The sequence below is a fragment of the Bradyrhizobium sp. Ken64 genome (genome assembly GCF_055807555.1).
Genome location: NZ_JBVVPA010000006.1, coordinates 1 through 21111 on the forward strand (window position 1 = coordinate 1; position 21111 = coordinate 21111).

The following is a 21111-nucleotide window of genomic DNA, read 5'->3' on the forward strand; positions in this document are numbered from 1 at the left end:
CTGCTGAACGGCGACCAGCTCAAGCTGGTGTTCGACGAGACCGGCAAGTCGAACCTGAGCATCACGGGCGTGACCTATAACTCCAAGGGTCTCGGCCTGGCCTCGCTGACCAGCGGTGTCGATTTCATCGACAACGCCGCCACCAACAAGGTGCTGACCAATCTGAACTCGGCGTCGAGCACGCTGCGTTCGGAAGCGTCGAGCCTTGGTTCAAACCTCACGATCGTGCAGGTGCGTCAGGACTTCAACAAGAACCTGATCAACGTGCTGCAGACCGGTTCGTCGAACCTGACCTTGGCCGACACCAACGTCGAAGCCGCGAACAGCCAGGCGCTGTCGACCCGCCAGTCCATCGCGGTCTCCGCGCTGTCGCTGGCCAACCAGTCGCAGCAGAGCGTGCTGCAGCTGCTCCGCTAACAAGCGGACGACATCTTAAGACGACTACGGCGGCGGGGCTTCGGCCCCGCCGCTTTTTTGTTTCGTCATTTGTCATTCGAGCAGCCACGCGACGCTCCAAAAAGTAACCAGCGGTTATGGTTAATGGAGAGTAAGCGCGGATAAAAGCCAATGATTTCAGGCTGATTGCCGGCCGGGACCACGCCTTCCCCGCGCTTATGGTGAACCCGCGCTTAATGCGGGCGCGTGTCGTTTCACCCTTTGTTAGCCATGTCGCGGCACGCTGTCCCCGTCACTCGATCCGAAGCGATCGAACGAAGACGCGTAAACCAGAAGGGTAAGAGTCATGTCCGGTATTGTTCTCTCTGCGTCGGTTCGTCAGAACCTGCTGTCTCTCCAGTCCACCGCCGACCTCCTCGCCACCACACAGAACCGTCTGTCGACCGGCAAGAGCGTCAACTCGGCCCTGGACAATCCCACCAACTTCTTCACGGCACAGTCGCTCGACAACCGCGCCAGCGATATCAACAATCTGCTCGACGGTATCGCCAACGGCGTGCAGGTGCTGCAGGCCGCCAACACCGGCCTGACCTCGCTGCAGAAGCTGATCGACAGCGCCAAGTCGATCGCCAACCAGGCGCTGCAGACCACCGTCGGCTACTCCACCAAGTCCAACGTCTCCACCACCATCGCGGGTGCGACGGCGGCCGATCTGCGCGGAACCACGTCCTTTGCCAGCGCGACCGCGAGCAGCAACGTGCTCTATAACGGCACGGCCGGCGGCACCACGGCCGCAACCGGCACCACGACGCTCGGCGCCACCATCGGCTCCTTTGCCAGCACCGGCGCAACGGCCGGCGACGGCACCACGGCCCTGACCGGCACCATCACGCTGATCGCCACCAACGGCACCACCGCAACCGGCCTGTCCGGTAACGCTCAGCCGGCCGATGGCGACACGCTGACCGTGAACGGCAAGACCATCACCTTCCGCTCGGGCTCCGCTCCGGCCTCGACCGCGGTTGCGTCCGGCTCGGGCGTCAGCGGCAATCTCGTCACCGACGGCAGCGGCAACACCACCGTCTATCTCGGCACCGCGGGCACTCCGGCTGCGAACGTCAACGATCTGTTGGCTGCAATCGATCTGGCCAGCGGTGTGAAGACGGTGTCCATCACTGCGGGTGCAGCGACGATCGCCACCAGCGTCGGCCAGACCGCCTCGAGCGCTGCCGGCGGTGCCGTCACGCTGAAGAGCTCGACGGGTGCGGATCTGAGCGTCACCGGCAAGGCCGACCTGCTCAAGGCTCTCGCCCTGACGACATCTTCCGGTGCAGGCAATGCGAGCGTGTCCGTCAACCGAACCACGAGCGCGGCCTCGCTGGGTGCAACCCTTACGGACGGTTCTTCGCTCAACGTCGATGGTCACACCATCACCTTCAAGAACGCGCCGACCCCGGGTTCGACCGGTGCTCCGAGCGTTCCGAGCGGGTATGGTGCGAACGGTGCGGTCGTCACCGACGGTAACGGCAACTCGACCGTCTATCTGCAGTCCGGCACGGTTGCCGACGTGCTGAAGGCGATCGACCTTGCCACCGGCGTGCAGACCGCGACGATCAACGCCAATGGCACGGCGACGCTTGCGACCGCAACAGGCCAGTCGAACTCGACGATCAATACGTCCGGTCAGCTCAAGCTCTCGACCGGCATCAACGCCGATCTGTCGATCACGGGCTCAGGCAACGCACTGAATGTATTCGGGCTGGCCGGCAACACCGGCAGCGCGTCGGCATTCACCGCGGCGCGCACCTCCGGTGTCGGCGGCATTGCCGGCAAGACCTTGACCTTCTCCGCCTTCAACGGCGGCACGGCGGTCAATGTCACCTTCGGCGACGGCACCAACGGCACGGTCAAGACGCTCGATCAGCTCAACACGCAGCTTCTGGCCAACAACCTGGCTGCCACGATCGACGCCAACGGCCGGCTGACCATCACCGCGTCCAACGACTACGCGTCTTCGACGATCGGTTCGACCGTCGCAGGCGGTGGCATCGGCGGCTCTCTGACTTCGGCGCTGACCTTCTCGACGGCTTCCAGCCCCGTCCAGGATGCGGTTGCACAGACGGCCCGTGCGAATCTGGTGTCTCAGTACAACAACATCCTGAACCAGATCGACACGACCTCGCAGGACTCCTCGTTCAACGGCGTCAACCTCTTGAACGGCGACCAGCTCAAGCTGGTGTTCGACGAGACCGGCAAGTCGAGCCTCAACATCACCGGCGTGACCTACAACTCCAAGGGTCTCGGCCTCGCTGCCTTGACCGTCGGTGTCGACTTCATCGACAACGCCGCGTCCAACCGCGTGCTGACCAACCTGAACGCCGCGTCGAGCACGCTGCGGTCGGAAGCCTCAGCGCTCGGTTCGAACCTCTCGGTGGTGCAGGTGCGTCAGGACTTCAACAAGAACCTGATCAACGTGCTGCAGACCGGTTCGTCCAACCTGACCCTGGCCGATACCAACGTCGAGGCGGCCAACAGCCAGGCGCTGTCGACCCGCCAGTCGATCGCGGTCTCCGCGCTGTCGCTGGCCAACACCTCGCAGCAGAGCGTGCTCCAGCTGCTCCGCTAAGCAGCTGGTATTACTAAATAAAATCAGAGCGGCGGGGCCATTTGTCCCGCCGCTTTTTTGCGTCCGGAGGCGGGCAGGGACGTTCACCGCCCATTAACCCTATCCCTTAAACCGGCGTTAACCATACTTTAAAGGACAGCCTCTAAGACTGGACAAAAGCCCGCTTCCAAGACCGCGCGGCCGATTCGTACCTGGTTCAAGAGGAAGACTCGCCAATGTCCAACATCGTTCTCTCGGCGTCCGTTCGCCAGAACCTGTTGTCGCTGCAGTCGACGGCCGACTTGCTGGCCACGACGCAGGAGCGGCTGTCGACCGGTAAGAAGGTCAACACGGCGCTCGACAATCCCACCAACTTCTTCACGGCCCAGGGGTTGGACAACCGGGCGAGCGACATCGGCAACCTGCTGGATGGCATCAACAACGGTGTGCAGGTGCTCCAGGCCGCCAACACCGGCATCACCTCGCTGCAGAAGCTGATCGACAGCGCCAAGTCGATCGCCAACCAGGCGCTGCAGACCACGGTCGGCTATTCCACCAAATCGAACGTCTCCACCACGATTCCCGGTGCGACGCCCGCCGACCTCCGCGGCACGACCTCCTATGCGAGCGCAACCGCCAAGAGCAACGTGCTCTATACCGGCGCCGCTGGTGGCGTGACCCCGGTCACGGGAACCGCCGCGCTCGGCGCCTCGCTGGGCTCAAACGCGGGCACGAATGTCGGGTTTGCCGCGACCGCGGCCGACGGCACGACTGCACTCTCCGGTACCACTACGCTGGTCGGCACCACGGCATCCACCACCTTCGGCGCGGCGCCCGCGGACGGCGACACCATCACGGTCAACGGCAAGACCATTACCTTCCGCACCGGTGTTGCCCCGGCGACGCAGCCGACCGGCTGGGGCCTCAACCCCAGCGGGCACATCGCCACCGATGGTAACGGCAATTCGATCGTCTACGAGGGAACGCCGACTGCGCCCGGCGCGACTGTCAACGACGTCCTCAGCGCGATCGACCTCGCCAGCGGCGTCAAGACCGCGGCAATCAGTGCAGGCGCGGCAACCATCACGGTCAGCGGCTCGGCCGGTCCGGTCGGCACGCTGCAGGTGGCATCGTCCGTCACGGGCGGCCAGGTCACGCTGAAGAGTTCGACCGGCGCCGATCTGAGCCTGACGGGCAAGGCCGACTTCCTCAACAAGCTGGGTCTGACCGCGGCGACCGGCGCAGGCAATGCGAGCGTGACCGCGGACCGATCGACCACCGCGGGCTCGCTCGGCTCGCTCGTTCAGGACGGCTCGACGCTGAACATCGACGGCCACACCATCACGTTCAAAAACGCCCAGTCGCCCCAGTCGGCGTTGAGCGTGACCTCCGGCGGCGTCAACGGCAACATCGTCACCGACGGCAACGGCAATTCGACCGTCTACCTCCAGAGCGCGACCCTCACCGACCTGCTCAACTCGATCGACCTCGCCACCGGCGTCAAGACCGCCAGCATCTTCAACGGCGCGGCGACGCTGCAGACCACCGCGGGCCAGATCCCCTCGTCGGTCAACAGCAGCGGTCAGCTTGCGCTCTCCACCGGCATCAACGCCGACCTGTCGATCACCGGCACCGGCAACGCGCTCAACGCGTTCGGTCTCAGCGGCAATACGGGCACGGCGACCGCTTTCGCCGCGGCGCGCAACTCCGGTGTCGGCGGTGTCAGCGGCAAGACGCTGACCTTCACCTCCTTCAACGGCGGCACGCCGGTCAACGTCACCTTCGGCGACGGCACCAACGGCACGGTCAAGACGCTCGACCAGCTCAATGTGCAGCTTCAGGCCAACCACCTGACGGCGACGATCGACGCCAACGGCGTGCTGACGGTCACCACCGTCAACGAGTACGCATCCTCGACCCTCGGCTCGAGTACCGCCGGCGGTACGGTCGGCGGTACGCTCACCGGCGTGCTGGCCTTTACCACCGCGCAGCCCCCGATTCAGGATCCCGTCGCGCAGACCGCGCGCTCCGGCCTGGTCAGCCAGTTCAACAACATCCTGGCGCAGATCGACACGACGTCGCAGGACTCGTCCTTCAACGGCGTCAACCTGCTCAACGGCGACACGCTGAAGCTGGTCTTCAACGAGAACGGCAGTTCGACGCTCGGCATCAACGGCGTCGTGTTCAACGCGGCCGGCCTCGGTCTCAGCAATCTCGTTCCGGGCACGGACTTCATCGACAACGGTGCCACGAACAAGGTGCTGGCCAGCCTGAATGCCGCCTCGAGCACGCTGCGCTCCGAGGGTTCTTCGCTCGGTTCGAATCTGTCGATCGTGCAGGTGCGTCAGGACTTCTCCAAGAACCTGATCAACGTTCTGCAGACCGGCTCGGCCAACCTGACGCTGGCCGACACCAACGAGGAAGCGGCGAACAGCCAGGCGCTGTCGACCCGCCAGTCGATCGCGGTGTCCGCGCTGTCGCTGGCCAACCAGTCGCAACAGAGCGTGCTGCAGCTGCTCCGCTAATTTCGCGGCGCAAGATCACTCATCGATTTCGCGGCGGGGCTAAGGCTCCGCCGTTCATTTTAGGGAGATCGCTAAGGCAGGATTAGCTGAGATCGACGCACACCACGCGTGACGTGTTTACAGCGTGCACATGCGCGTCTAGCTTCACGATGACGAAGAACTCCGAGACCCGTAATAATCCGGAGTGCTTCCAAGCACACATGTAAGCAAATCTTAAGCGGTGCTGCCTAGGGTCAGGAAAGAAATCCTTAAGCGCGTTCAACGGGCTAGGTAACCTCCAGGGTGTGATTGATGTCGAATTCCGCTGCCTCGGCCTACGCGCGTGTTGCAACGACCACCGCATCTCCTCGCGACATCGAAGCGCAGACCCTGCTCAAGGCCGCGAACAAGCTTCAGGATGCGATCAACAGCGCCGAGCCGTTCAGCGAACAGACCACGCAGGCGCTGATGTTCAATCGCAAGCTCTGGACGATTTTCCTGAGCGAGGCCATGCGCGAGAACAATCCGCAGCCGATCGACGTCCGGCAGAAGATCGCCAACATCAGCGTGTTCGTGCTGAGCCAGACCGCCGCGCTGCAGATGAGCCCGCAGTTCGATCACTTCCGTCCGCTGATCGAGATCAACCGCAATATCGCCGCTGGTCTGTCCGGCCGTCCGTGATCGAGCACGGCTCGTTCCGCTTCGGCAACATCAAGTTCATGCTGACGGATACCGGCAAGGCGCAGATCAGGAACGTCGTTACCGGTCCACCGACCGGTTCGAGCGATCTCGATGTTGCCGTCGAGGCTCGAGGCCTGATGGTCAGGCGCTGCGGTCCGTGCTGGCCGGACGCGAGGGCTCGGATTTCAAATCCTGCGCATGGAAATAGGCCCGCCGGCGCAGCATTGCTTCGTCGGGGAACTGGTTGACCACCGCGTCGGTCCTGTCGTTGACGACCTGGAAGACGAACGACGCCGCCGCTTGGTCGAACACGACCTGGCGTGAGACGTTCTCGTTGCTTCGCAAATCATTGCGTGCAGGCGCGCTCGCATCGCCGGCGGCCACTGCCTGGCTCACGGGCAGATCGGTTTGCACGGCCTCGTTCGCCGCCGCATTCGACGTCGTTACGATCTGCACGGCGACCGGTATCCCCACCGGCCTGATGCTGAAATCTGTACTCATGGCAGCCTCCTGGTTGCCTCGCGTGAGTCAAATCCCAACCCCTCTCAATACGCAACCATGGAACACCGGGATTGAACATCCGGTAAGGAAACGTGCCTAACCGCGCGACGATGTTGTCGCGCGGTTTTTCGTAAAATTGTCGCTTGTTGTTGCGCGCGCTCAGAGCGAGCGGCTGACTGCGAGCGGCGTGATGTGGCGCGGGCCGGGCGTGGCGCGTCGTCCCGCGGCCGTGTAGGTGTTCGGCACGTTGCGCTTCTGGATTTCGGCGTTGACGCCGCGCACGACGCTCTCCGACACCGCGTGAGCGGTTGCGAGCACGGTGAGGTTGACCTGGAGCATCGCGCGGAATGCATCGTGGTGCCGATGTAGCGTCGAGAGCAGCTCGGGCGCGGATTTGGCGAGCTGGGCCTGGTTCGCCTTCAACTGGGTGACGGCGCCGACATAGTTTCGCGACAGCTCCTGCTTCTTGCTCCCGAGGGTCATCGCCTCGCGGACCTGGCCGGCGCGCACGAGCTCGGTCTCGCGCTCGATCAGACCGAGCAGGGCACTCATCGCATCCATCAACTGCTCGGCGATCTTGCGCGCCTCGGCGCTGCCGGGTGCGGTGTTCGGGCGCTGCGCTTGCACCGGCTGACGCGAGGCGTTGAAGTGGTTCATCTCGTTTGACCTTATGCCGTGCGGATCGTTTTTGCCTGCTGCATGATCAGGGTGCGATAGACGTCGGTGGCGATGCCGACGCCGCCGGCGTTGGCGAAGTTCTTGGAATATTGCTCGGTCAGCATCGAGCGCCACACGCCGGTGCCAGGCGTGTCGCCGAACGGGCCTTCGCCCTTCAGGCCCGAGGTCATCTGCGAGAACATGCTGTTGAGGAACATCGCCTCGAAATCGGTGGCGATCTTCTGCGCCTTGGCCTGCTGCTTCGGCGAGACCTTTTGCAGTGCCGCCGCGAGATCGAAGTCCGGCCGGCCGTTGCGGCTCTCCACCGAGAAGGCGGAACTGGCGACCCGTGCGGTGTTGACCATGCCGGTCTGCATCACATCACCTCGATGTCGGCTTCGATCGCCCCGGCGGCCTTGATCGCCTGCAGGATGCTGATGAGATCGCGCGGACCGATACCGAGACCGTTGAGGCCGTCGACGAGCTGCTGAAGCGAGACGCCGTCCTTGACGACGGCGAACTTCTTGCCATCCTCGGTGACGCTGACGCTGCTGCGCGGTGCGACCACGGTCCGCCCCCGCGACAGCGGGTTGGGCTGGCTGACCTGCGGGCTCTCGGAGATCGTGACGGTGAGGTTGCCCTGTGCGACCGCAACGGTGGCGACGCGGACGTCGCGACCCATCACGATGATGCCGCTGCGTTCGTCGATGATGATCTTGGCGGCAAGATCCGGATCGACCTGGAGCTGCTCGATCTCGGTGAGAAAGGCGACGACGTTGCCCTTGAACTCCGGCGGGATCGCAAGCTGCACGGTCGACGGGTCGATCGGCTCGGCGGTCTTGACGCCGAGATAGTCGTTGATCGCGGCGGCGATCCGCTTGGCCGTGGTGAAGTCGGCATTGCGCAGCGCAAGGCGGACGTTCGGCAGGCGATTGAGCGCGAACTCGATCTCGCGCTCGATGATGGCACCGTTGACAATGCGTCCGACGGTCGGCACGCCGCGCACGATTTTCGCCGCCTCGCCCTCGGCCTGGAAGCCGGAGATCGCGAGCGAGCCTTGTGCGACCGAATAGACATTGCCGTCCGCGCCGAGAAGTGGGGTGACGAGCAGGGTGCCGCCCTGGAGATTCTTGGCGTCGCCGAGCGCGGAGACGGTGACGTCCATGCGCGTGCCCTGGGTGGCGAAGGCCGGCAGATTGCCTGTCACCATCACGGCGGCGACGTTGCCGGTGCGGATGGTGGCGCCGCGGATATTGACGCCCATGCGTTCGAGCATCGCTTGCAGCGACTGCTTGGTGAAGGGGATGTTGTTGAGAGTATCGCCGGTGCCGTTGAGGCCGACGACGAGGCCGTAGCCGATGAGCTGGTTCTGCCGCACGCCTTCGATGTTGGCGAGATCCTTGATGCGCGATGTCGCGCTTGCAGAATTGACCGAGAGCACCAGCGCTGACAGCGCGGCGCAGGCCACCCCCACAAGTCTCACCCAACGAACGCTTGGCATCCTCTGCTCCCCGAGGCTCCTCAAATCAAAGGACCATCACGACACTCCCATGACGAGCTGGTCCGACGCTGTCCTTGCGAGCGCTGTGCCAACTCGGGGCAGCGGGGGTAGGTAGCTGAATTGGTTGAATAAATCTGTTTCGAGCGACCTCAGCCTGTGTTGTCCCTGAGGAGCGAAACTGCCGCCTGTCGGCAGATTTTGCCGGGCTGTTTACGGGCCGTTAACCATAAAACGGCGAATGTGGCGCATCGATCACCCGGATTGCTTCCGATGCGCATCTACGGACCGAACGGCACCACGCTTGGAACGCCGGCCAACCAGGCCAGGCGGACGAGCTCCGGCGGCTTCGTGCTACCCGACACCTCGTCGGCGCCGGAGACGCGAGGCGCCGCCGCACCGAAGGCAGCCGCCAACATCGACGGGCTGCTGGCGCTGCAAGGCATCGAAGAGGATCCGGTCGAGCGTCGCAAGCGCTCGGTCGTGCGCGGAAAGACCGCGCTCGACGTGCTCGACGATCTCAAGATGGGACTTCTCTCCGGCAAGCTCGACGCCTCGACCGTGATGCGGCTGCGTGACGCTGCGGCGAACCTGAAATCGTCCTCCGGCGATCCCGGCCTGGATTCGGTGCTATCCGAGATCGAGCTGCGCGTCGAGGTCGAGCTCGCCAAGTCCGGGCAGGCCTAGCGTCTTACGCCGCTTCATCCTTCAACTGCGCGTCGTAGCGGCTCTGGGCGGCGAGCACGTCTTTCAGATTCTGTTCGGCCCAATCGCGCAGCGGATCGACGGCGGCGGCGAGCGTCACGCCGAGCTGCGTGATCGAGTATTCCACGGTCACCGGCACGGTTGCGATGGCGTGACGCTTGAGCAATCCATCGCGCTCGAGCGACTTGAGAACCTGGCTCAGCATCTTCTGCGAAATGCCTTCGATCGTCCGGCGCAACTGATTGAAGCGCATCGGCTCCTCGCGCAGCAGCAGCAGGATCAGCACCGCCCATTTGTCACCGACGCGGTCGAGGATCTGTCGCGTGGGGCAGTTCGCTGCATAGACGTCTGGCTTCATCGTCGGGTCCTCACGATCCATTCCGCTCATTTGCCGGCGCCGCCGGTAACTCCTGTGTAATCAGGTAAGCACAAAGTGCTCTCTTAACACCAGCGATCTTTGCGATATCTAGTCACCGATAGTTACCAAAGAAGCAAAGGAGCCTTCCATGAAAATCGCAGTTGCCGGCGCCTCGGGCCGGGCCGGGTCGGAGATCACCAAGGAACTGTCCCGCCGCGGCCACGCGGTCACGGCCATCGCCCGCAACCCCGAGAAGATCGCGGCGCTGCCGAACGTCACCCCGACCAAAGGGGACGTGCTCGACCAGTCCGGCCTCTCCAAGCTGTGGGCCGGGCATGATGTCGCCGTGAGTTCCGTGCACTTCCTGGCCAGCGACGCGCTCAAACTGATCGGCGCGGCCAAGGACTCCAAGGTCGGCCGTTACCTCGTCGTCGGCGGCGCTGGCAGTCTGGAAGTGGCTCCGGGCGTCAAACTGGTGACAACTCCCGGCTTTCCGGCTCAGTACAAGGCTGAGGCGGAGGCAGGCTCGACCTTTCTCGACCTGCTGCGGCAGGAAAAGGAGCTGAACTGGACCTTCATCTCGCCGTCCGCCCTGTTCATCGAGGGGGAGCGCACCGGCAAGTTCCGGCTTGGGACCGATCAGCTTCTCGCAGATGCGAGCGGGAAGAGCTGGATCAGCTTCGCGGATTACGCCATCGCGCTCGCCGACGAGATCGACCGGCCGGCCCATGAGAGGCAGCGTTTCACGGTCGGCTACTAGGCCGTCGGCTGCTCCCGGGCCCTCCAGGATAAACCTTCCTGTGCAAGGGCTTGGGGGCGCCGGTCGGGCGATCAGGGAAACATTGTCTGTCACAGGAGGCCGCTATATAACGCCCCGCTCAGCGGACCCTGTTCCGCGAACGAGTCGTTGCTTAGACAGATAGGCCGCCCTTGGAAAAGTTGAAAAACTACCGACCGACCGAAAAAGAGCCTTTCATGAACGACAGGCAGAAGGAGTACTTCCGCTTGAAGCTCCTCGCCTGGAAGGATGAGATCCTCAAAGAGTCCAAACTCACCCTGCAGGCCCTGCAGGAGGAGAACGTGAACCACCCCGATCTCGCCGATCGGGCATCGTCCGAAACCGACCGCGCTATCGAACTCCGTGCCCGCGACCGCCAGCGCAAGTTGATCGCCAAGATCGACGCCGCGCTCCAGCGTATCGAGGACAACACCTACGGCTATTGCGAGGACACCGGCGAGCCGATCTCGTTGAAGCGGCTCGAGGCCCGTCCCATCGCGACGCTCTCGGTGGAGGCGCAGGAGCGCCACGAGAAACGCGAGAAGGTCTATCGCGACGAATAGAGTCCGAGCCGCAGCGATGCGGCTCTTTGTTTTTTGAACGCAAGGCGCGCCTTTTCGCGCCGTGATCGGCGTTTTGCCTGTCGCTTGCAACCGCGCGTTCGGCGCGCGAGCGCAATCACGAAAAGTGAATCGCGATCAATGGGCTAGACTCAACTCCTCCGAGCTCACGTGAGTTCGGATGAGAAACAGCCTTCACTTCAGGTGCGGGACGTTTTGCGAGTCGCATCAAGGACATCAACTCGAATGTTGAGGCACTGATCCAGCAGCTTCACGCCTTGCTGCAATCAGGCCTGATGCGACGCTGCAAGGCGCGCATCCCCATAAAGCCTGGACCAGCTCAATATTTCCTTAAACGCCGGCAGCAGGCCGTAAGCCGCATCCGTCAGCCCGTACTCGACCCGCAGCGGCTTCTCCGAGAAGGCGGTGCGCGACACCAGCCCATCCTGCTCGAGCTCGCGCAGCTGCACGGTCAGCATGTGCTGGGTGATACCGCCGATCGATCGTCGCAAAGCGCCGAAACGAACCGCGCCGTTCATCAGCGCGAACAGGATCTCCAGTTTCCATTTGCCGCCGAGGGCATGGATGGTTCGCTTGAAGTCGGCGAGCAGGATGGGGTCGGGGCTGCAATCGCAGTCGCCCTCGCAAATGCTGGTCAGGTTTTCCATACCGGTCTCGAAATCCATTCTACTTGTTCGGCAGCAGATAGTGACCAGATGCGGCGCTGGGCAGGGCCTGCGCGGAACCAATTCGCCGGTCCCGAGCAAAGGGAAATTTGACAATGAGCACCGTTCTGGTCACCGGCGGATCCGGCTTCGTCGGCATTCATGTCGTCCTGCAACTTCTGGCCGCCGGCCACGAGGTTCGGACGACGGTGCGCCGGCCGGACCGGAAAGCCGAGGTGCGGGCGATGCTGTGCGAGGGCGGCGCGGCCTCGCCCGACAGCCTGTCCCTCTTCACCGCGGACCTCACGGCAGACCAAGGCTGGCGCGAGGCAGTTGCGGGCTGCGACTACGTGCTGCATGTCGCTTCGCCTTTGTCGACCAGCGTGCCCGCGGACGAGAACGAGATGATCATCCCGGCCCGGGACGGCACGCTGCGGGTGCTGCGTGCCGCACGGGAGGCCGGCGTCAGGCGCGTCGTCATCACCTCGTCGCTGGGCGCGATCGGTTACGGCCATCCGCCGCGCGACAAGCCGTTCGACGAGTCCGACTGGACTAATCTCGACGGCGCCGATGTGCAGCCCTACGTCAAGTCCAAGACATTGGCCGAGCGGGCGGCCTGGGACTTTGTCGCGCGGGAGGGCGGCGGGCTCGAATTGTCCGTCGTCAACCCCGTCGGCATTTTTGGCCCCGTACTGGGGCCGGATTTCTCCGGCTCGATCGAAATTGTCAAATCGCTGCTCGACGGCGCGGTGCCGGCGGTGCCGCGGGTCTATTTCGGCGTGGTGGACGTGCGCGACGTCGCCGACCTGCACCTGCGGGCGATGACGGCGCCCGAGGCCAACGGCGAGCGCTTCATCGCAGTCTCCGGCGCGACGATGTCGATCCTCGACATCGCCAAGTTGCTGCGGGAGGAACTCGGACCGGCCGCGCGCCGGGTTCCTCGGCTCCAGGCTCCGGACTGGCTGGTGCGGCTCGCCGCGAACCGGATTCCGCTGTTGCGCGCCGTGGTGCCGATGCTCGGAAGGGTCAGGCATTCCACCAGCGTCAAGGCCAAGTCGCTGCTCGGCTGGCAGGCCCGTTCCAACGATGAAGCGATCCTCGCGACGGCCGAGAGCCTGATTCGGCTCGGCTTGGTCAAGGACTGAGGGCACCCTTGGCCGTTCTTCGGCCCGCGCTTGTCACGCCCCGGCCGGGATGCTGAAGTGCCCCCCTGATTGGGTAGCGTGGGAGCCGGCGCCGATGGACAGAATTCTCGCAGCCGCAAAGGCGATCGCGCTGGCGCGCCGCAACCATGCGCCGCTCCCGGCGCTCGAGGTTCCTCCCGCCGATGAAGCCGAGGGCTATCAGGTCCAGCGCGCGCTGCACGATCTGCTGCTGCCGCATGCGGGCCCGCTGGTGGGCTACAAGATCGGCTGCACCAGCCAGGTGATGCAGGATTACATCGGCATTCCACACCCATGCGGCGGCGGCGTGTTCCAGAAGGGCGTGCACGACAGCGGCGTGCGGCTCGCCGCTGCCGACTATGTCCGCGTCGGCGTCGAGTGCGAGATCGCGGTGCGGCTGAAGCGCAATCTCGCCGCCGGCGAGGCGCCGTTCACGGCCGAATGGGTTGGCGAAGCCGTCGAGGCCTATCATCCCGCGATCGAGATCGTCGACGACCGCTATGTGAAGTGGGAAACGATGGGGGCGCCGACGTTGATCGCCGACGATTTCTTCGCCGCCGGCTGCGTGCTGGGCGAGGTCGTGCCGCGCTCGTCGGTGGCGGACCTGAAGGCCGTCAAAGGCTGCGCCATCGTCAACGGCGAGGAGGTCAGCCACGGCACCGGCGCCGACGTGCTCGGCCATCCCCACAACGCACTCGCCTGGCTCGCCAACCATCTCGCCGTCGAGGGCAAGGATCTTCACGCGGGACAGCTCGTTCTCACCGGGAGCCTGGTGAAGACGCTGTGGCTGAAAGCCGGCGACAAGGTGCGGATGGAGCTGGACGGGCTGGGGACGGTGGAGGCGGAGTTTACGTAGGCGCCGCGGTACTCCCCGCAGTCATTCCCCGCGAAGGCAGAAATCCAGGATGCCACGGCTTCTCGGCTCATCACTGACGTCTCGAAATGCTGGATCGCCCGCCTTCGCGGGCGATGACAGTTGAGAGGGCGGAGAGGGGGATAGCGACGTCGCTACAATCGCGCGTGCCTGAGCGCCGTATGCAGCCATCGCCAAAATACATGCGGCCCTCGCCAGGGGAGCTAGCGAGGGCCGCGTCGTACATCGTCGTCCGCGCCTAGGTTCGCGAACACGATGTGGGAGCTCGGGAGAAGCTAGAAGGGCAGCAGCACGTCCATGACTTGCTGGCCGTAGCGCGGTTGCTGCACGTCCATGATCTGGCCGCGGCCGCCGTAGGCGATGCGGGCCTGCGCGATCTTGGTGGAATCGATGGTGTTGTCGCTCTGGATGTCTTCGGGGCGGACGATGCCGGCGACGATGAGCTCGCGGATCTCGTAGTTGACGCGGATCTCCTGCTTGCCTTCGACCACGAGGTTGCCGTTGGGCAGGACCTGGGTGACGACAGCGGCGACGTTGGTCTGCAACGCCTCCTTGCGGTCCACGCTTCCTTTGCCCTCGCTGGACGCGGTCGAGTCGGCGGTGAGGATGCGGCCGGGCAACACCTTCTGCGCTTGGGCGCCCAACGTCTTGGCGCCAATGAAGTCGGTGATTCCGGAATCTTCCTTGTTGGTGCGGCTGCGCTGGGTGTCGTTTTCGATATTGGCCTTGTCGGTGATGTTCACGGCCACTGTCAGGATGTCGCCGACCTGATGGGCGCGCTGGTCCTTGAAGAAGGCGCGGCTGCCGCTGCGCCACAGCGAGTTCGGATTGTAGGAGGCGACTTCCGGCTTCGGCATCGGCATCTGCACCGGCTTGTAACCGGGCTGCGTCGTCGGATTATCGATCGCCGACAATTTCGGCTGCTCGCCGATCTGCGACAAACGGTCGATCGAGGAGCAGCCGCTCGCCAGCGCGCAAGTCGCCAGCAGCAGGGCAGAGATCGCGATGCGACGGAGACGAAAAGCCGAACTGAACCTGGACATGACTTACTCTGACTTGGCTGGAGCTTGCGAGACGCGAACTTGCGGGATCTGGGCTTGCGCGATCTGGGCCGGGGATGCCGGGGTCTGGACCAGGTTCCGGACGAGGGCTGCGGTATCGACGGGGGCGGGCGCCTCGTCGCGCTTGAGCGAGGAGGTCTGCTCGACCGCGGCCGGCATCGGCGTGGCATGGCTGGCGCCCTGGACCGTCACCTGGCCGCGGCCGGTGACGACGCCGCTCAGGGTGCGCTTGGTCTGCAGGTTGAGCACGCTGATGGTGTCGCCCTCGGCGCCGCTCTCGATCGCCTTGCCGCGTGTGGTGAGGTAGATTCCGGGGACCTGGTAGATGACGGTGACGTTCTGGTCGCGCTGCACGAAATCGGGCTTGACGATGTCGGCGACGCGGATCGGCGTCCCCGCCCGCATCGGCCGGCGGAGTTGCATGCCGAGCGTGCGATCGCGCGAGGCGGCCTCACCGATGACCTCGGCCTTCGGCCGGCGCTCCATGGCGACGTCGGACGCCTTCAGGAGATCGACGCGATCGATATCGCGCGTCAGCACCGCCACTTCCACCGTCTCGATTGCGGTGCCGGTGAAACGCAGCTTGGTCGGCGCCGGATTGTTGTCGTTGTTGATCTCGAAGGCGATGTCGAAACGGCCGCTGCGGGCGTCGTAACGGGTTGCGACCGGCTGCAGTGCGCCGGTGTTGGAGGCATCCAACCGCATGTCGGCGATGCCACGGTCGAACGTGACGGTGATGTTGGCGGCATCGCCAAGCCCGAAGCGGCGCTCGAGCGCCGAGGCGACCGCGGTTTCGAGGTCCTTGTTCGCCAGCGTGCGGGCGAGACGAGTGACCTGGACCTCCTTGATGTCGCCGGTCATCACGCCGATCACCTGCTTCGCGCGCAAGACCGCCAGCACCTGCGCGACCGGCAGCGCACCGGTGGTGCCGAGATCGGGTGAGCGGTAGAGCGGGATCAGCGCGGCCGAGCCGGCATTGTCGATGAGATCGCCGACCCGCACCACGTCCGAGGTCACGGTGATGCTCGCGCGCAGCGTCGGCGTCGCGATGAAGTCGTCGGCGGCCCGTGCGGGCAGCGCCAGCACGAGGAGAGCGGAGATGGTGGCGAGGGTGGTGCGGATCATCGTCATCACCTCAGCGGAACAGCGCCGTGGTCGACTGCATCATCTGGTCGGCGGCGCTGATCACCTTGGCGTTCATCTCGTAGGCGCGCTGGGCGGCGATCAGGTCGCTCATTTCCGAGACGACGTCCACATTGGCCTGCTCGAGGCTGCTCTGGGTGATGTTGCCGAAACCTTCGGAGCTCGCCGTGCCGTCCTGCGGCGGGCCGGAGGAAGGCGTCTCCGTGAACTGATTGTTGCCAACCGGCTGGAGGCCGGCCTTGTTGATGAATCGGGTCAGGCCGATCTGGCCCTGGACGGCCGAGGTCGACGAACCCGGCAGCGTCACCGAGACCTGGCCCTGCACGTTGATGGTAAGCCCCGAGGCGTTGTTCGGGATCGTGATCGTCGGTTGCACCGGGTTGCCCTGCGCGGTGACGATGCGCCCCTGATTGTCCATCTGGAAGGTGCCGTCGCGGGTGTATTGGTAGCTGCCGTCGGGCATCAGGATCTTGAAGAAGCCTTCGCCCGTGATGGCCATGTCGAGGTCGTTGCCGGTCTGCGACAGCGTGCCCTGGGTCATGCTGCGCGGGGTGCCGACGGTCTTGACGCCGCCGCCGATGTCGACGCCGACCGGCAGGATGGTGCCCTGGTCGGACGACTGGGCGCCGACGCGGCGGACGTGTTCGTAGATCAGGTCCTGGAACGCCGCGGTCTGCTTCTTGAATCCGGTGGTGCGCAGGTTGGCGATGTTGTTGGAGATCACCTGAACGTTGAGTTCCTGTGCCGCCATTCCGGTTGCTGCGGTGTGAAGCGCCTGCATGTCAGTTCTCCCTCAATCAGGCCGGAACGTCGGCGAGCTTCTCGATCGCCGATTTGTGCATGTCACTCTGCTGCTGGAGCAGGTTGGCGATGGCGGTGTAGCTGCGCATGACTTCGACCATGCGGCTCATCTCACCGACCGAGTTCACGTTCGACTTCTCGACATAGCCCTGCTGCACAGTCGACTTGGTGTCGGCCTGCGGGACGGCGGAGCCGATGTCGTAAAGGTTGGCGCCGAGCTTGGTCAGCTTGGCCGCATCGTCGAACGAGGCCATGCGGATCTTGCCGCGGATGGAGTCGTTCTTGGCCGTGCCCTCGAGTACCGTGACGGTGCCGTCCGGCGCGACGTTGATGTCGTGGTCGGTCGGCTGGAAGGTGATCGGGCCGCTGGTGCCCAGCACGAGGTTGCCGTCGGAGGTGACGAGCTGGCCGGTGCTGTTGAGCGAGAATTTGCCGTCGCGGGTGTAGTGCTCGGCGCCATTGGCCTGAACCGCGAAATAGGCGTTGCCGCTGATCGCCATGTCGAGCGGATTCTTGGTCGGCTCCATCGGCCCCTGGCCGACGTCGCGGAAGGTGCCGCGGTCCTGCACATAGGAGACCCGGCGGTCAGAGGCGACGAAATTGTCCTCACGCGCGTTCGAGTTGAGGTACTCCTCGAACAGCGAATGATCGGCCTTGAAGCCGTTGGTGTTGGCGTTGGCGACGTTGTTGGCGATGACATCCATCTGCCGTTCCAACGTCATCTGTCGTGACAAGCCGATCAGAAGCGCGTTCTGCATCGGAAATCTCCCCTGAGTGAGATCCGCCAGCTCGCTCTCCCAAGCGCATTGGCCGATCCCGTGAACGAGACCTCGTGTTCTCCCAAACCTTGGGTCTCGGTCCTTTCTTAGCGAAACTCGTGCCAAGCAGGAATATCGCGCAATTTCAATATCTTGTCTGTTTTTCGAGGGCGCGGGGAGGCGGCAGAAAGGGTCTGTTAGCCATGTTTGCCCGGCAGATTTTTCCTAGCGAAGGCCCGATGGAAAGGTTCCGTTAACCATTATTACCGTAGCGTTTGCGGGTAAGAGGAGCACTGCGCTGGGGCATTTGTATCGCGTCATTGTCTGCCAGGAGCTTCGCTCTTTCGACCCTTTTTGAGAGATGAGCGAGCGCGGCGATCATGGCAGAGAATGAAGCGGAAGGTGGCGCAGCCACTGAGGGCGCGGCAGCCGCTCCGCCCAAGAACAAGTTCAAGCTGATAATCATGGTGGTGGGCCTGCTCGCCGTTCTCGGCGGCGGCGCGGCGACCTGGTTCTTCTTTTTCCGTCACGGCGACGACGAGCATCACGCCGAGGCGGCGCCTCCGCCGAAGCCGCCGTCTTTCGTCGAGGTTCCCGACATCATGGTCAACCTCGCCGGCGCGCCGGGCGAGCGCGTGCAATATCTGAAGCTCAAGATCGTGCTGGAGCTGAAGGAAGAGAAGCAGGTCGAGGCGATCAAGCCGACGATGCCGCGCATCACCGACATCTTCCAGACCTATGCGCGCGAGCTGCGCTCCTCCGACCTCAACGGTTCCGCCGGCATCTTCCGCCTCAAGGAGGAGCTGACCAAGCGCGTCAACGCTGCGGTCGCTCCGGTCCAGGTCAGCGCGGTGCTGTTCAAGGAAGTCGTGATCCAGTGAGCATGACGGGCTAGGGATCATGGCAGGCACCGACCAACCAGACCAGGATGCAATTGCCGCCCAATGGGAGGCCTCGCTCGATTCCGAGGATCCCGCCGAGGCCGCGAAGGCTGCTGCCGAAAACGAACTCTCCGAGACCATGGCCCTGCAATGGGCGGCCATGGTCGAGGATGGCAGCCGCGATCTCGGCGCGGGCAAGAATTCCGGCGAACGGGTGCTGTCGCAGGAGGAGATCGACAACCTCCTCGGCTTCGCGGTCGGCGACGTCACGCTCGACGACCATTCCGGCATTCGCGCCATCATCGATTCGGCGATGGTCTCCTACGAGCGTCTGCCGATGCTCGAAATCGTCTTCGACCGCCTGGTGCGGTTGCTGACGACCTCGTTACGCAATTTCACCTCTGACAACGTCGAAGTCTCGCTCGACCGCATCACCTCGGTGCGCTTCGGCGACTACATGAACTCGATCCCGCTGCCCGCCGTCCTCACCGTCTTCAAGGCCGAAGAGTGGGACAATTTCGGCATGGCCGTGGTCGATTCCAGCCTGATCTACTCGATGATCGACGTGCTGCTCGGCGGCCGCCGCGGCTCGAGCCAGCTGCGCATCGAGGGCCGGCCCTACACCACGATCGAGACAGAGCTGGTCAAGCGGCTCGTCGAAGTCGTCATGACCGATGCCGAACAGGCGTTCCGGCCGCTGTCGCCGGTGACCTTCACCATCGACCGGCTCGAGACCAACCCGCGTTTCGCCGCGATCAGCCGTCCTGCCAACGCCGCGATCCTGGTGCGCCTGCGCATCGACATGGAAGATCGCGGCGGCAACATCGAGCTCCTGCTGCCATACGCGACCATCGAGCCGATCCGGGGCGTCCTGCTCCAGATGTTCATGGGCGAAAAGTTCGGCCGCGACCAGATCTGGGAAGGCCATTTCGCCACCGAGATCGTCCAGGCCGAGATCTCCGTCGACGCTGTGCTCTACGAAGCCGACATTCCGCTCAAGCAGTTGATGCGGCTGAAGGTCGGCGACACGTTGCCGCTGGACATGCGCGCGGATGCCAACGTCACCGTCCGCTGCGGCGACGTCACCATCACCGAAGGACGCATGGGCCGGGTCGGCGACCGCGTCGCGATACGGGTGACGAAACCCTTGCGCAAGCCAAGTACGACACTTGCGATGTTCGAAAAGGTCGACGAGCAGAACAAGATGATGGAGGCCCCATGAACCACTCCCTGGGAATGGCGATCGAGACGCTGGTGGCTATCCTGCTGATGCTGACCATCGTCTACTGCGTCACGCTCAACAGGCGGCTGACGCGGCTGAAGGCGGACGAGCATTCGCTGAAGGCGGTCATCGGCGAGCTGATCACCGCAACCGAGATCGCCGAGCGCGCGATCGGCGGGCTGAAGCTCGCCGTGCGCGACGTCAACGAGAACCTCGGCAGCCAGCTTGCGTCGGCGACCCAGATGTCCGAGCAGCTCTACAAGCAGCTCGGCGAAGCCGACAACGTGGTGCGGCGGCTGTCCAAGATCGCGATCGCCGCGCGCCCCGTGACGAACCCGGAAACGGTCGCCGCGCCCGCAGCCAAGCCCTCGTCGGCGAAGGCGGTGGCGGCTGCGGCCGAAGCCTTCTCCGAACGTCGACGATCCAACGGTCTTGCCGCATAAAGTCAGGGTATGAAGTCTTTTCGCAACATCCGCGTCATTCCGATCGTGCTGGTTGCCGTCGCCGGCCTCGCCACGCTGAAGGTGGCGGGCCTCGTGCTCAATGGCGGCTATGTCTTCGACTACAAGCCGAGCCCGACCAAGAAGTCCTGGGCGCAGGAGAATCTGAACTTCCCGGCGAGCCGCGAGGATCCCGACATCACCGGCTCGACCCATGGCGCGCCGAAGGAGGCGCCGAAGCCGGCCGCACCCGATACCAAGTCCGAAGGCGCCGCGGTCAAGGAGGAAGCCCAGCCGCAGATCTCCGCCTCGGAGCGCGCGATCCTGGAACGCCTGCAGTCGCGCCGCCAGGAGATCGAGGCGCGCCAGCGCGAGATCGACATCCGCGAGAGCCTGTTGAAATCCGCCGAGAAGCGCATCGAAAACAAGGTCGAGGAGATGAAGGCGGTAGAAACCCGTATCTCCGCGACGCAGGCCGAGCAGAAGGCCGCCGAAGCCCAGCGCATGAAGGGCCTCGTGACCATGTATGAGGGCATGAAGCCCAAGGACGCGGCGCGGGTCTTTGACCGGCTCGAGATGGGCGTGCTGATCGACATCGCGTCCCAGATCGCGCCGCGAAAAATGTCGGACATCATGGGACTGATGACCCCGGAGGCCGCCGAGCGGCTGACGGTCGAGATGGCCCGTCGGGCCAATGGCGGCGGCGATCAGTCCGCCTCGGCCGGCGAGCTGCCCAAGATCGACGGCAAGCCGACGCAAAAGCCGAATTGAGGGCTCATACTTAAGAAGTCCTTAATTGCCAAAATCTACAGTCTGGGGCAGGGGCCGGCACCAATACCGGCGTGGACCGTCGAACCGGA

General features: G+C 64.2%; 23 protein-coding genes. 13 read left to right on the top strand and 10 right to left on the bottom strand.

Going from position 1 to position 21111, the window contains the following annotated elements; translation table 11 throughout:
• The 4 genes from AC0L2F_RS12255 to flaF form a co-directional block, all read left to right on the top strand.
• The coding region (locus AC0L2F_RS12255; protein WP_253075262.1) for a flagellin at positions 1–417 on the top strand (417 nt) is incomplete at its 5' end.
• Positions 418–742: 325 nt separating this feature from the next.
• Complete coding sequence (locus tag AC0L2F_RS12260; protein WP_473248527.1) at positions 743–3022, top strand: DUF1522 domain-containing protein; 2280 nt, start codon at positions 743–745, stop codon at positions 3020–3022.
• Between the two features lie 215 nt (positions 3023–3237).
• Positions 3238–5526 (top strand): DUF1522 domain-containing protein, encoded by a 2289-nt coding sequence (locus tag AC0L2F_RS12265; protein WP_007612321.1) that lies wholly within the window; start codon positions 3238–3240, stop codon positions 5524–5526.
• 291 nt (positions 5527–5817) lie between these two features.
• Positions 5818–6186 (top strand): flagellar biosynthesis regulator FlaF, encoded by a 369-nt coding sequence (gene flaF, locus AC0L2F_RS12270; protein ID WP_007612319.1) that lies wholly within the window; start codon positions 5818–5820, stop codon positions 6184–6186.
• 141 nt (positions 6187–6327) lie between these two features.
• Here flaF and AC0L2F_RS12275 read toward each other — a convergent pair whose 3' ends face one another.
• The 4 genes from AC0L2F_RS12275 to AC0L2F_RS12290 all read right to left on the bottom strand — a co-directional run bounded on the left by AC0L2F_RS12275 (position 6328) and on the right by AC0L2F_RS12290 (position 8845).
• Complete coding sequence (locus AC0L2F_RS12275; protein WP_473248529.1) at positions 6328–6687, bottom strand: hypothetical protein; 360 nt, start codon at positions 6685–6687, stop codon at positions 6328–6330.
• A gap of 159 nt (positions 6688–6846) precedes the next feature.
• A complete protein-coding gene (locus AC0L2F_RS12280; RefSeq protein ID WP_063995717.1) occupies positions 6847–7344 on the bottom strand; it encodes a hypothetical protein in 498 nt (165 codons plus the stop codon).
• Between the two features lie 11 nt (positions 7345–7355).
• Positions 7356–7721, bottom strand: a complete 366-nt coding sequence (flgJ, locus tag AC0L2F_RS12285) for a flagellar assembly peptidoglycan hydrolase FlgJ (RefSeq protein WP_063995718.1) — start codon at positions 7719–7721, stop codon at positions 7356–7358.
• Complete coding sequence (locus tag AC0L2F_RS12290; RefSeq protein WP_007602120.1) at positions 7721–8845, bottom strand: flagellar basal body P-ring protein FlgI; 1125 nt, start codon at positions 8843–8845, stop codon at positions 7721–7723. Before AC0L2F_RS12290 ends, flgJ begins: the two co-directional genes overlap by 1 nt.
• Before the next feature lie 270 nt (positions 8846–9115).
• Between AC0L2F_RS12290 and AC0L2F_RS12295 the strand changes: the two genes are divergently transcribed.
• Positions 9116–9529 carry a flagellar assembly protein FliX gene (locus AC0L2F_RS12295; protein WP_473248530.1) on the top strand — a complete coding sequence of 138 codons (414 nt, stop codon included), beginning with the start codon at positions 9116–9118 and terminating at the stop codon, positions 9527–9529.
• A gap of 4 nt (positions 9530–9533) precedes the next feature.
• Here the strand turns inward: AC0L2F_RS12295 and AC0L2F_RS12300 are convergent, their stop codons facing one another.
• Positions 9534–9905, bottom strand: coding sequence for a winged helix-turn-helix transcriptional regulator (locus AC0L2F_RS12300; RefSeq protein ID WP_007612312.1), 372 nt, complete (start codon positions 9903–9905; stop codon positions 9534–9536).
• 148 nt (positions 9906–10053) lie between these two features.
• Between AC0L2F_RS12300 and AC0L2F_RS12305 the strand changes: the two genes are divergently transcribed.
• The gene (locus AC0L2F_RS12305) at positions 10054–10665 is read left to right on the top strand and encodes an NAD(P)-dependent oxidoreductase (protein WP_473248531.1); all 612 of its coding nucleotides are present in this window, start codon (positions 10054–10056) and stop codon (positions 10663–10665) included.
• A gap of 215 nt (positions 10666–10880) precedes the next feature.
• Complete coding sequence (gene dksA / locus AC0L2F_RS12310; RefSeq protein ID WP_008554760.1) at positions 10881–11246, top strand: RNA polymerase-binding protein DksA; 366 nt, start codon at positions 10881–10883, stop codon at positions 11244–11246.
• A gap of 284 nt (positions 11247–11530) precedes the next feature.
• Here dksA and AC0L2F_RS12315 read toward each other — a convergent pair whose 3' ends face one another.
• The gene (locus AC0L2F_RS12315; RefSeq protein WP_198287838.1) at positions 11531–11929 is read right to left on the bottom strand and encodes a winged helix-turn-helix transcriptional regulator; all 399 of its coding nucleotides are present in this window, start codon (positions 11927–11929) and stop codon (positions 11531–11533) included.
• 95 nt (positions 11930–12024) lie between these two features.
• Between AC0L2F_RS12315 and AC0L2F_RS12320 the strand changes: the two genes are divergently transcribed.
• Positions 12025–13053: an SDR family oxidoreductase gene (locus AC0L2F_RS12320; protein WP_473248532.1), complete on the top strand. Its 1029-nt coding sequence runs from the start codon at positions 12025–12027 to the stop codon at positions 13051–13053.
• 94 nt (positions 13054–13147) lie between these two features.
• Positions 13148–13927: a 2-keto-4-pentenoate hydratase gene (locus AC0L2F_RS12325; RefSeq protein WP_473248533.1), complete on the top strand. Its 780-nt coding sequence runs from the start codon at positions 13148–13150 to the stop codon at positions 13925–13927.
• A gap of 293 nt (positions 13928–14220) precedes the next feature.
• Here AC0L2F_RS12325 and flgH read toward each other — a convergent pair whose 3' ends face one another.
• The 4 genes from flgH to flgF are packed head-to-tail and all read right to left on the bottom strand — an operon-like array spanning position 14221 to position 17708.
• Positions 14221–14988, bottom strand: coding sequence for a flagellar basal body L-ring protein FlgH (flgH, locus tag AC0L2F_RS12330; protein ID WP_063995720.1), 768 nt, complete (start codon positions 14986–14988; stop codon positions 14221–14223).
• Between the two features lie 3 nt (positions 14989–14991).
• A complete protein-coding gene (gene flgA / locus AC0L2F_RS12335; RefSeq protein ID WP_473248534.1) occupies positions 14992–16131 on the bottom strand; it encodes a flagellar basal body P-ring formation chaperone FlgA in 1140 nt (379 codons plus the stop codon).
• A gap of 10 nt (positions 16132–16141) precedes the next feature.
• Positions 16142–16930, bottom strand: a complete 789-nt coding sequence (flgG, locus tag AC0L2F_RS12340) for a flagellar basal-body rod protein FlgG (RefSeq protein ID WP_007602131.1) — start codon at positions 16928–16930, stop codon at positions 16142–16144.
• A gap of 16 nt (positions 16931–16946) precedes the next feature.
• Positions 16947–17708 carry a flagellar basal-body rod protein FlgF gene (gene flgF / locus AC0L2F_RS12345; RefSeq protein WP_473248535.1) on the bottom strand — a complete coding sequence of 254 codons (762 nt, stop codon included), beginning with the start codon at positions 17706–17708 and terminating at the stop codon, positions 16947–16949.
• Between the two features lie 380 nt (positions 17709–18088).
• Here flgF and fliL point away from each other — a divergent pair, with 380 nt between their 5' ends.
• Genes fliL through AC0L2F_RS12365 form a run of 4 tightly spaced genes read left to right on the top strand, consistent with a single transcriptional unit; the run spans position 18089 to position 21022 of the window.
• Complete coding sequence (fliL, locus tag AC0L2F_RS12350; RefSeq protein WP_007612300.1) at positions 18089–18589, top strand: flagellar basal body-associated protein FliL; 501 nt, start codon at positions 18089–18091, stop codon at positions 18587–18589.
• 19 nt (positions 18590–18608) lie between these two features.
• A complete protein-coding gene (gene fliM / locus AC0L2F_RS12355) occupies positions 18609–19811 on the top strand; it encodes a flagellar motor switch protein FliM (RefSeq protein WP_007602134.1) in 1203 nt (400 codons plus the stop codon).
• Complete coding sequence (locus AC0L2F_RS12360) at positions 19808–20254, top strand: DUF6468 domain-containing protein (protein WP_473248536.1); 447 nt, start codon at positions 19808–19810, stop codon at positions 20252–20254. The genes fliM and AC0L2F_RS12360 overlap by 4 nt, the downstream gene beginning before the upstream one ends.
• 9 nt (positions 20255–20263) lie before the next feature.
• On the top strand, positions 20264–21022 hold the full coding sequence (locus AC0L2F_RS12365) for a MotE family protein (protein ID WP_473248537.1): 759 nt from the start codon (positions 20264–20266) through the stop codon (positions 21020–21022).
• Positions 21023–21111: the final 89 nt, after the last annotated feature.

Excerpts from the sequence above, each read along its gene's own strand:
- AC0L2F_RS12305 (WP_473248531.1), top strand. The coding sequence starts at position 10,054 with ATGAAAATCGCAGTTGCCGGCGCCTCGGGCCGGGCCGGGTCGGAGATC.
- flgJ (WP_063995718.1), bottom strand. The coding sequence starts at position 7,721 with ATGCAGACCGGCATGGTCAACACCGCACGGGTCGCCAGTTCCGCCTTC.
- flgF (WP_473248535.1), bottom strand. The coding sequence starts at position 17,708 with ATGCAGAACGCGCTTCTGATCGGCTTGTCACGACAGATGACGTTGGAA.
- AC0L2F_RS12290 (WP_007602120.1), bottom strand. The coding sequence starts at position 8,845 with ATGCCAAGCGTTCGTTGGGTGAGACTTGTGGGGGTGGCCTGCGCCGCG.
- AC0L2F_RS12275 (WP_473248529.1), bottom strand. The coding sequence starts at position 6,687 with ATGAGTACAGATTTCAGCATCAGGCCGGTGGGGATACCGGTCGCCGTG.
- flgH (WP_063995720.1), bottom strand. The coding sequence starts at position 14,988 with ATGTCCAGGTTCAGTTCGGCTTTTCGTCTCCGTCGCATCGCGATCTCT.
- dksA (WP_008554760.1), top strand. The coding sequence starts at position 10,881 with ATGAACGACAGGCAGAAGGAGTACTTCCGCTTGAAGCTCCTCGCCTGG.
- fliM (WP_007602134.1), top strand. The coding sequence starts at position 18,609 with ATGGCAGGCACCGACCAACCAGACCAGGATGCAATTGCCGCCCAATGG.
- AC0L2F_RS12280 (WP_063995717.1), bottom strand. The coding sequence starts at position 7,344 with ATGAACCACTTCAACGCCTCGCGTCAGCCGGTGCAAGCGCAGCGCCCG.
- fliL (WP_007612300.1), top strand. The coding sequence starts at position 18,089 with ATGGCAGAGAATGAAGCGGAAGGTGGCGCAGCCACTGAGGGCGCGGCA.
- flaF (WP_007612319.1), top strand. The coding sequence starts at position 5,818 with ATGTCGAATTCCGCTGCCTCGGCCTACGCGCGTGTTGCAACGACCACC.
- AC0L2F_RS12295 (WP_473248530.1), top strand. The coding sequence starts at position 9,116 with ATGCGCATCTACGGACCGAACGGCACCACGCTTGGAACGCCGGCCAAC.
- AC0L2F_RS12300 (WP_007612312.1), bottom strand. The coding sequence starts at position 9,905 with ATGAAGCCAGACGTCTATGCAGCGAACTGCCCCACGCGACAGATCCTC.
- flgG (WP_007602131.1), bottom strand. The coding sequence starts at position 16,930 with ATGCAGGCGCTTCACACCGCAGCAACCGGAATGGCGGCACAGGAACTC.
- AC0L2F_RS12365 (WP_473248537.1), top strand. The coding sequence starts at position 20,264 with ATGAAGTCTTTTCGCAACATCCGCGTCATTCCGATCGTGCTGGTTGCC.
- AC0L2F_RS12320 (WP_473248532.1), top strand. The coding sequence starts at position 12,025 with ATGAGCACCGTTCTGGTCACCGGCGGATCCGGCTTCGTCGGCATTCAT.
- AC0L2F_RS12325 (WP_473248533.1), top strand. The coding sequence starts at position 13,148 with ATGGACAGAATTCTCGCAGCCGCAAAGGCGATCGCGCTGGCGCGCCGC.
- flgA (WP_473248534.1), bottom strand. The coding sequence starts at position 16,131 with ATGATCCGCACCACCCTCGCCACCATCTCCGCTCTCCTCGTGCTGGCG.
- AC0L2F_RS12315 (WP_198287838.1), bottom strand. The coding sequence starts at position 11,929 with ATGGATTTCGAGACCGGTATGGAAAACCTGACCAGCATTTGCGAGGGC.
- AC0L2F_RS12360 (WP_473248536.1), top strand. The coding sequence starts at position 19,808 with ATGAACCACTCCCTGGGAATGGCGATCGAGACGCTGGTGGCTATCCTG.
- AC0L2F_RS12260 (WP_473248527.1), top strand. The coding sequence starts at position 743 with ATGTCCGGTATTGTTCTCTCTGCGTCGGTTCGTCAGAACCTGCTGTCT.
- AC0L2F_RS12265 (WP_007612321.1), top strand. The coding sequence starts at position 3,238 with ATGTCCAACATCGTTCTCTCGGCGTCCGTTCGCCAGAACCTGTTGTCG.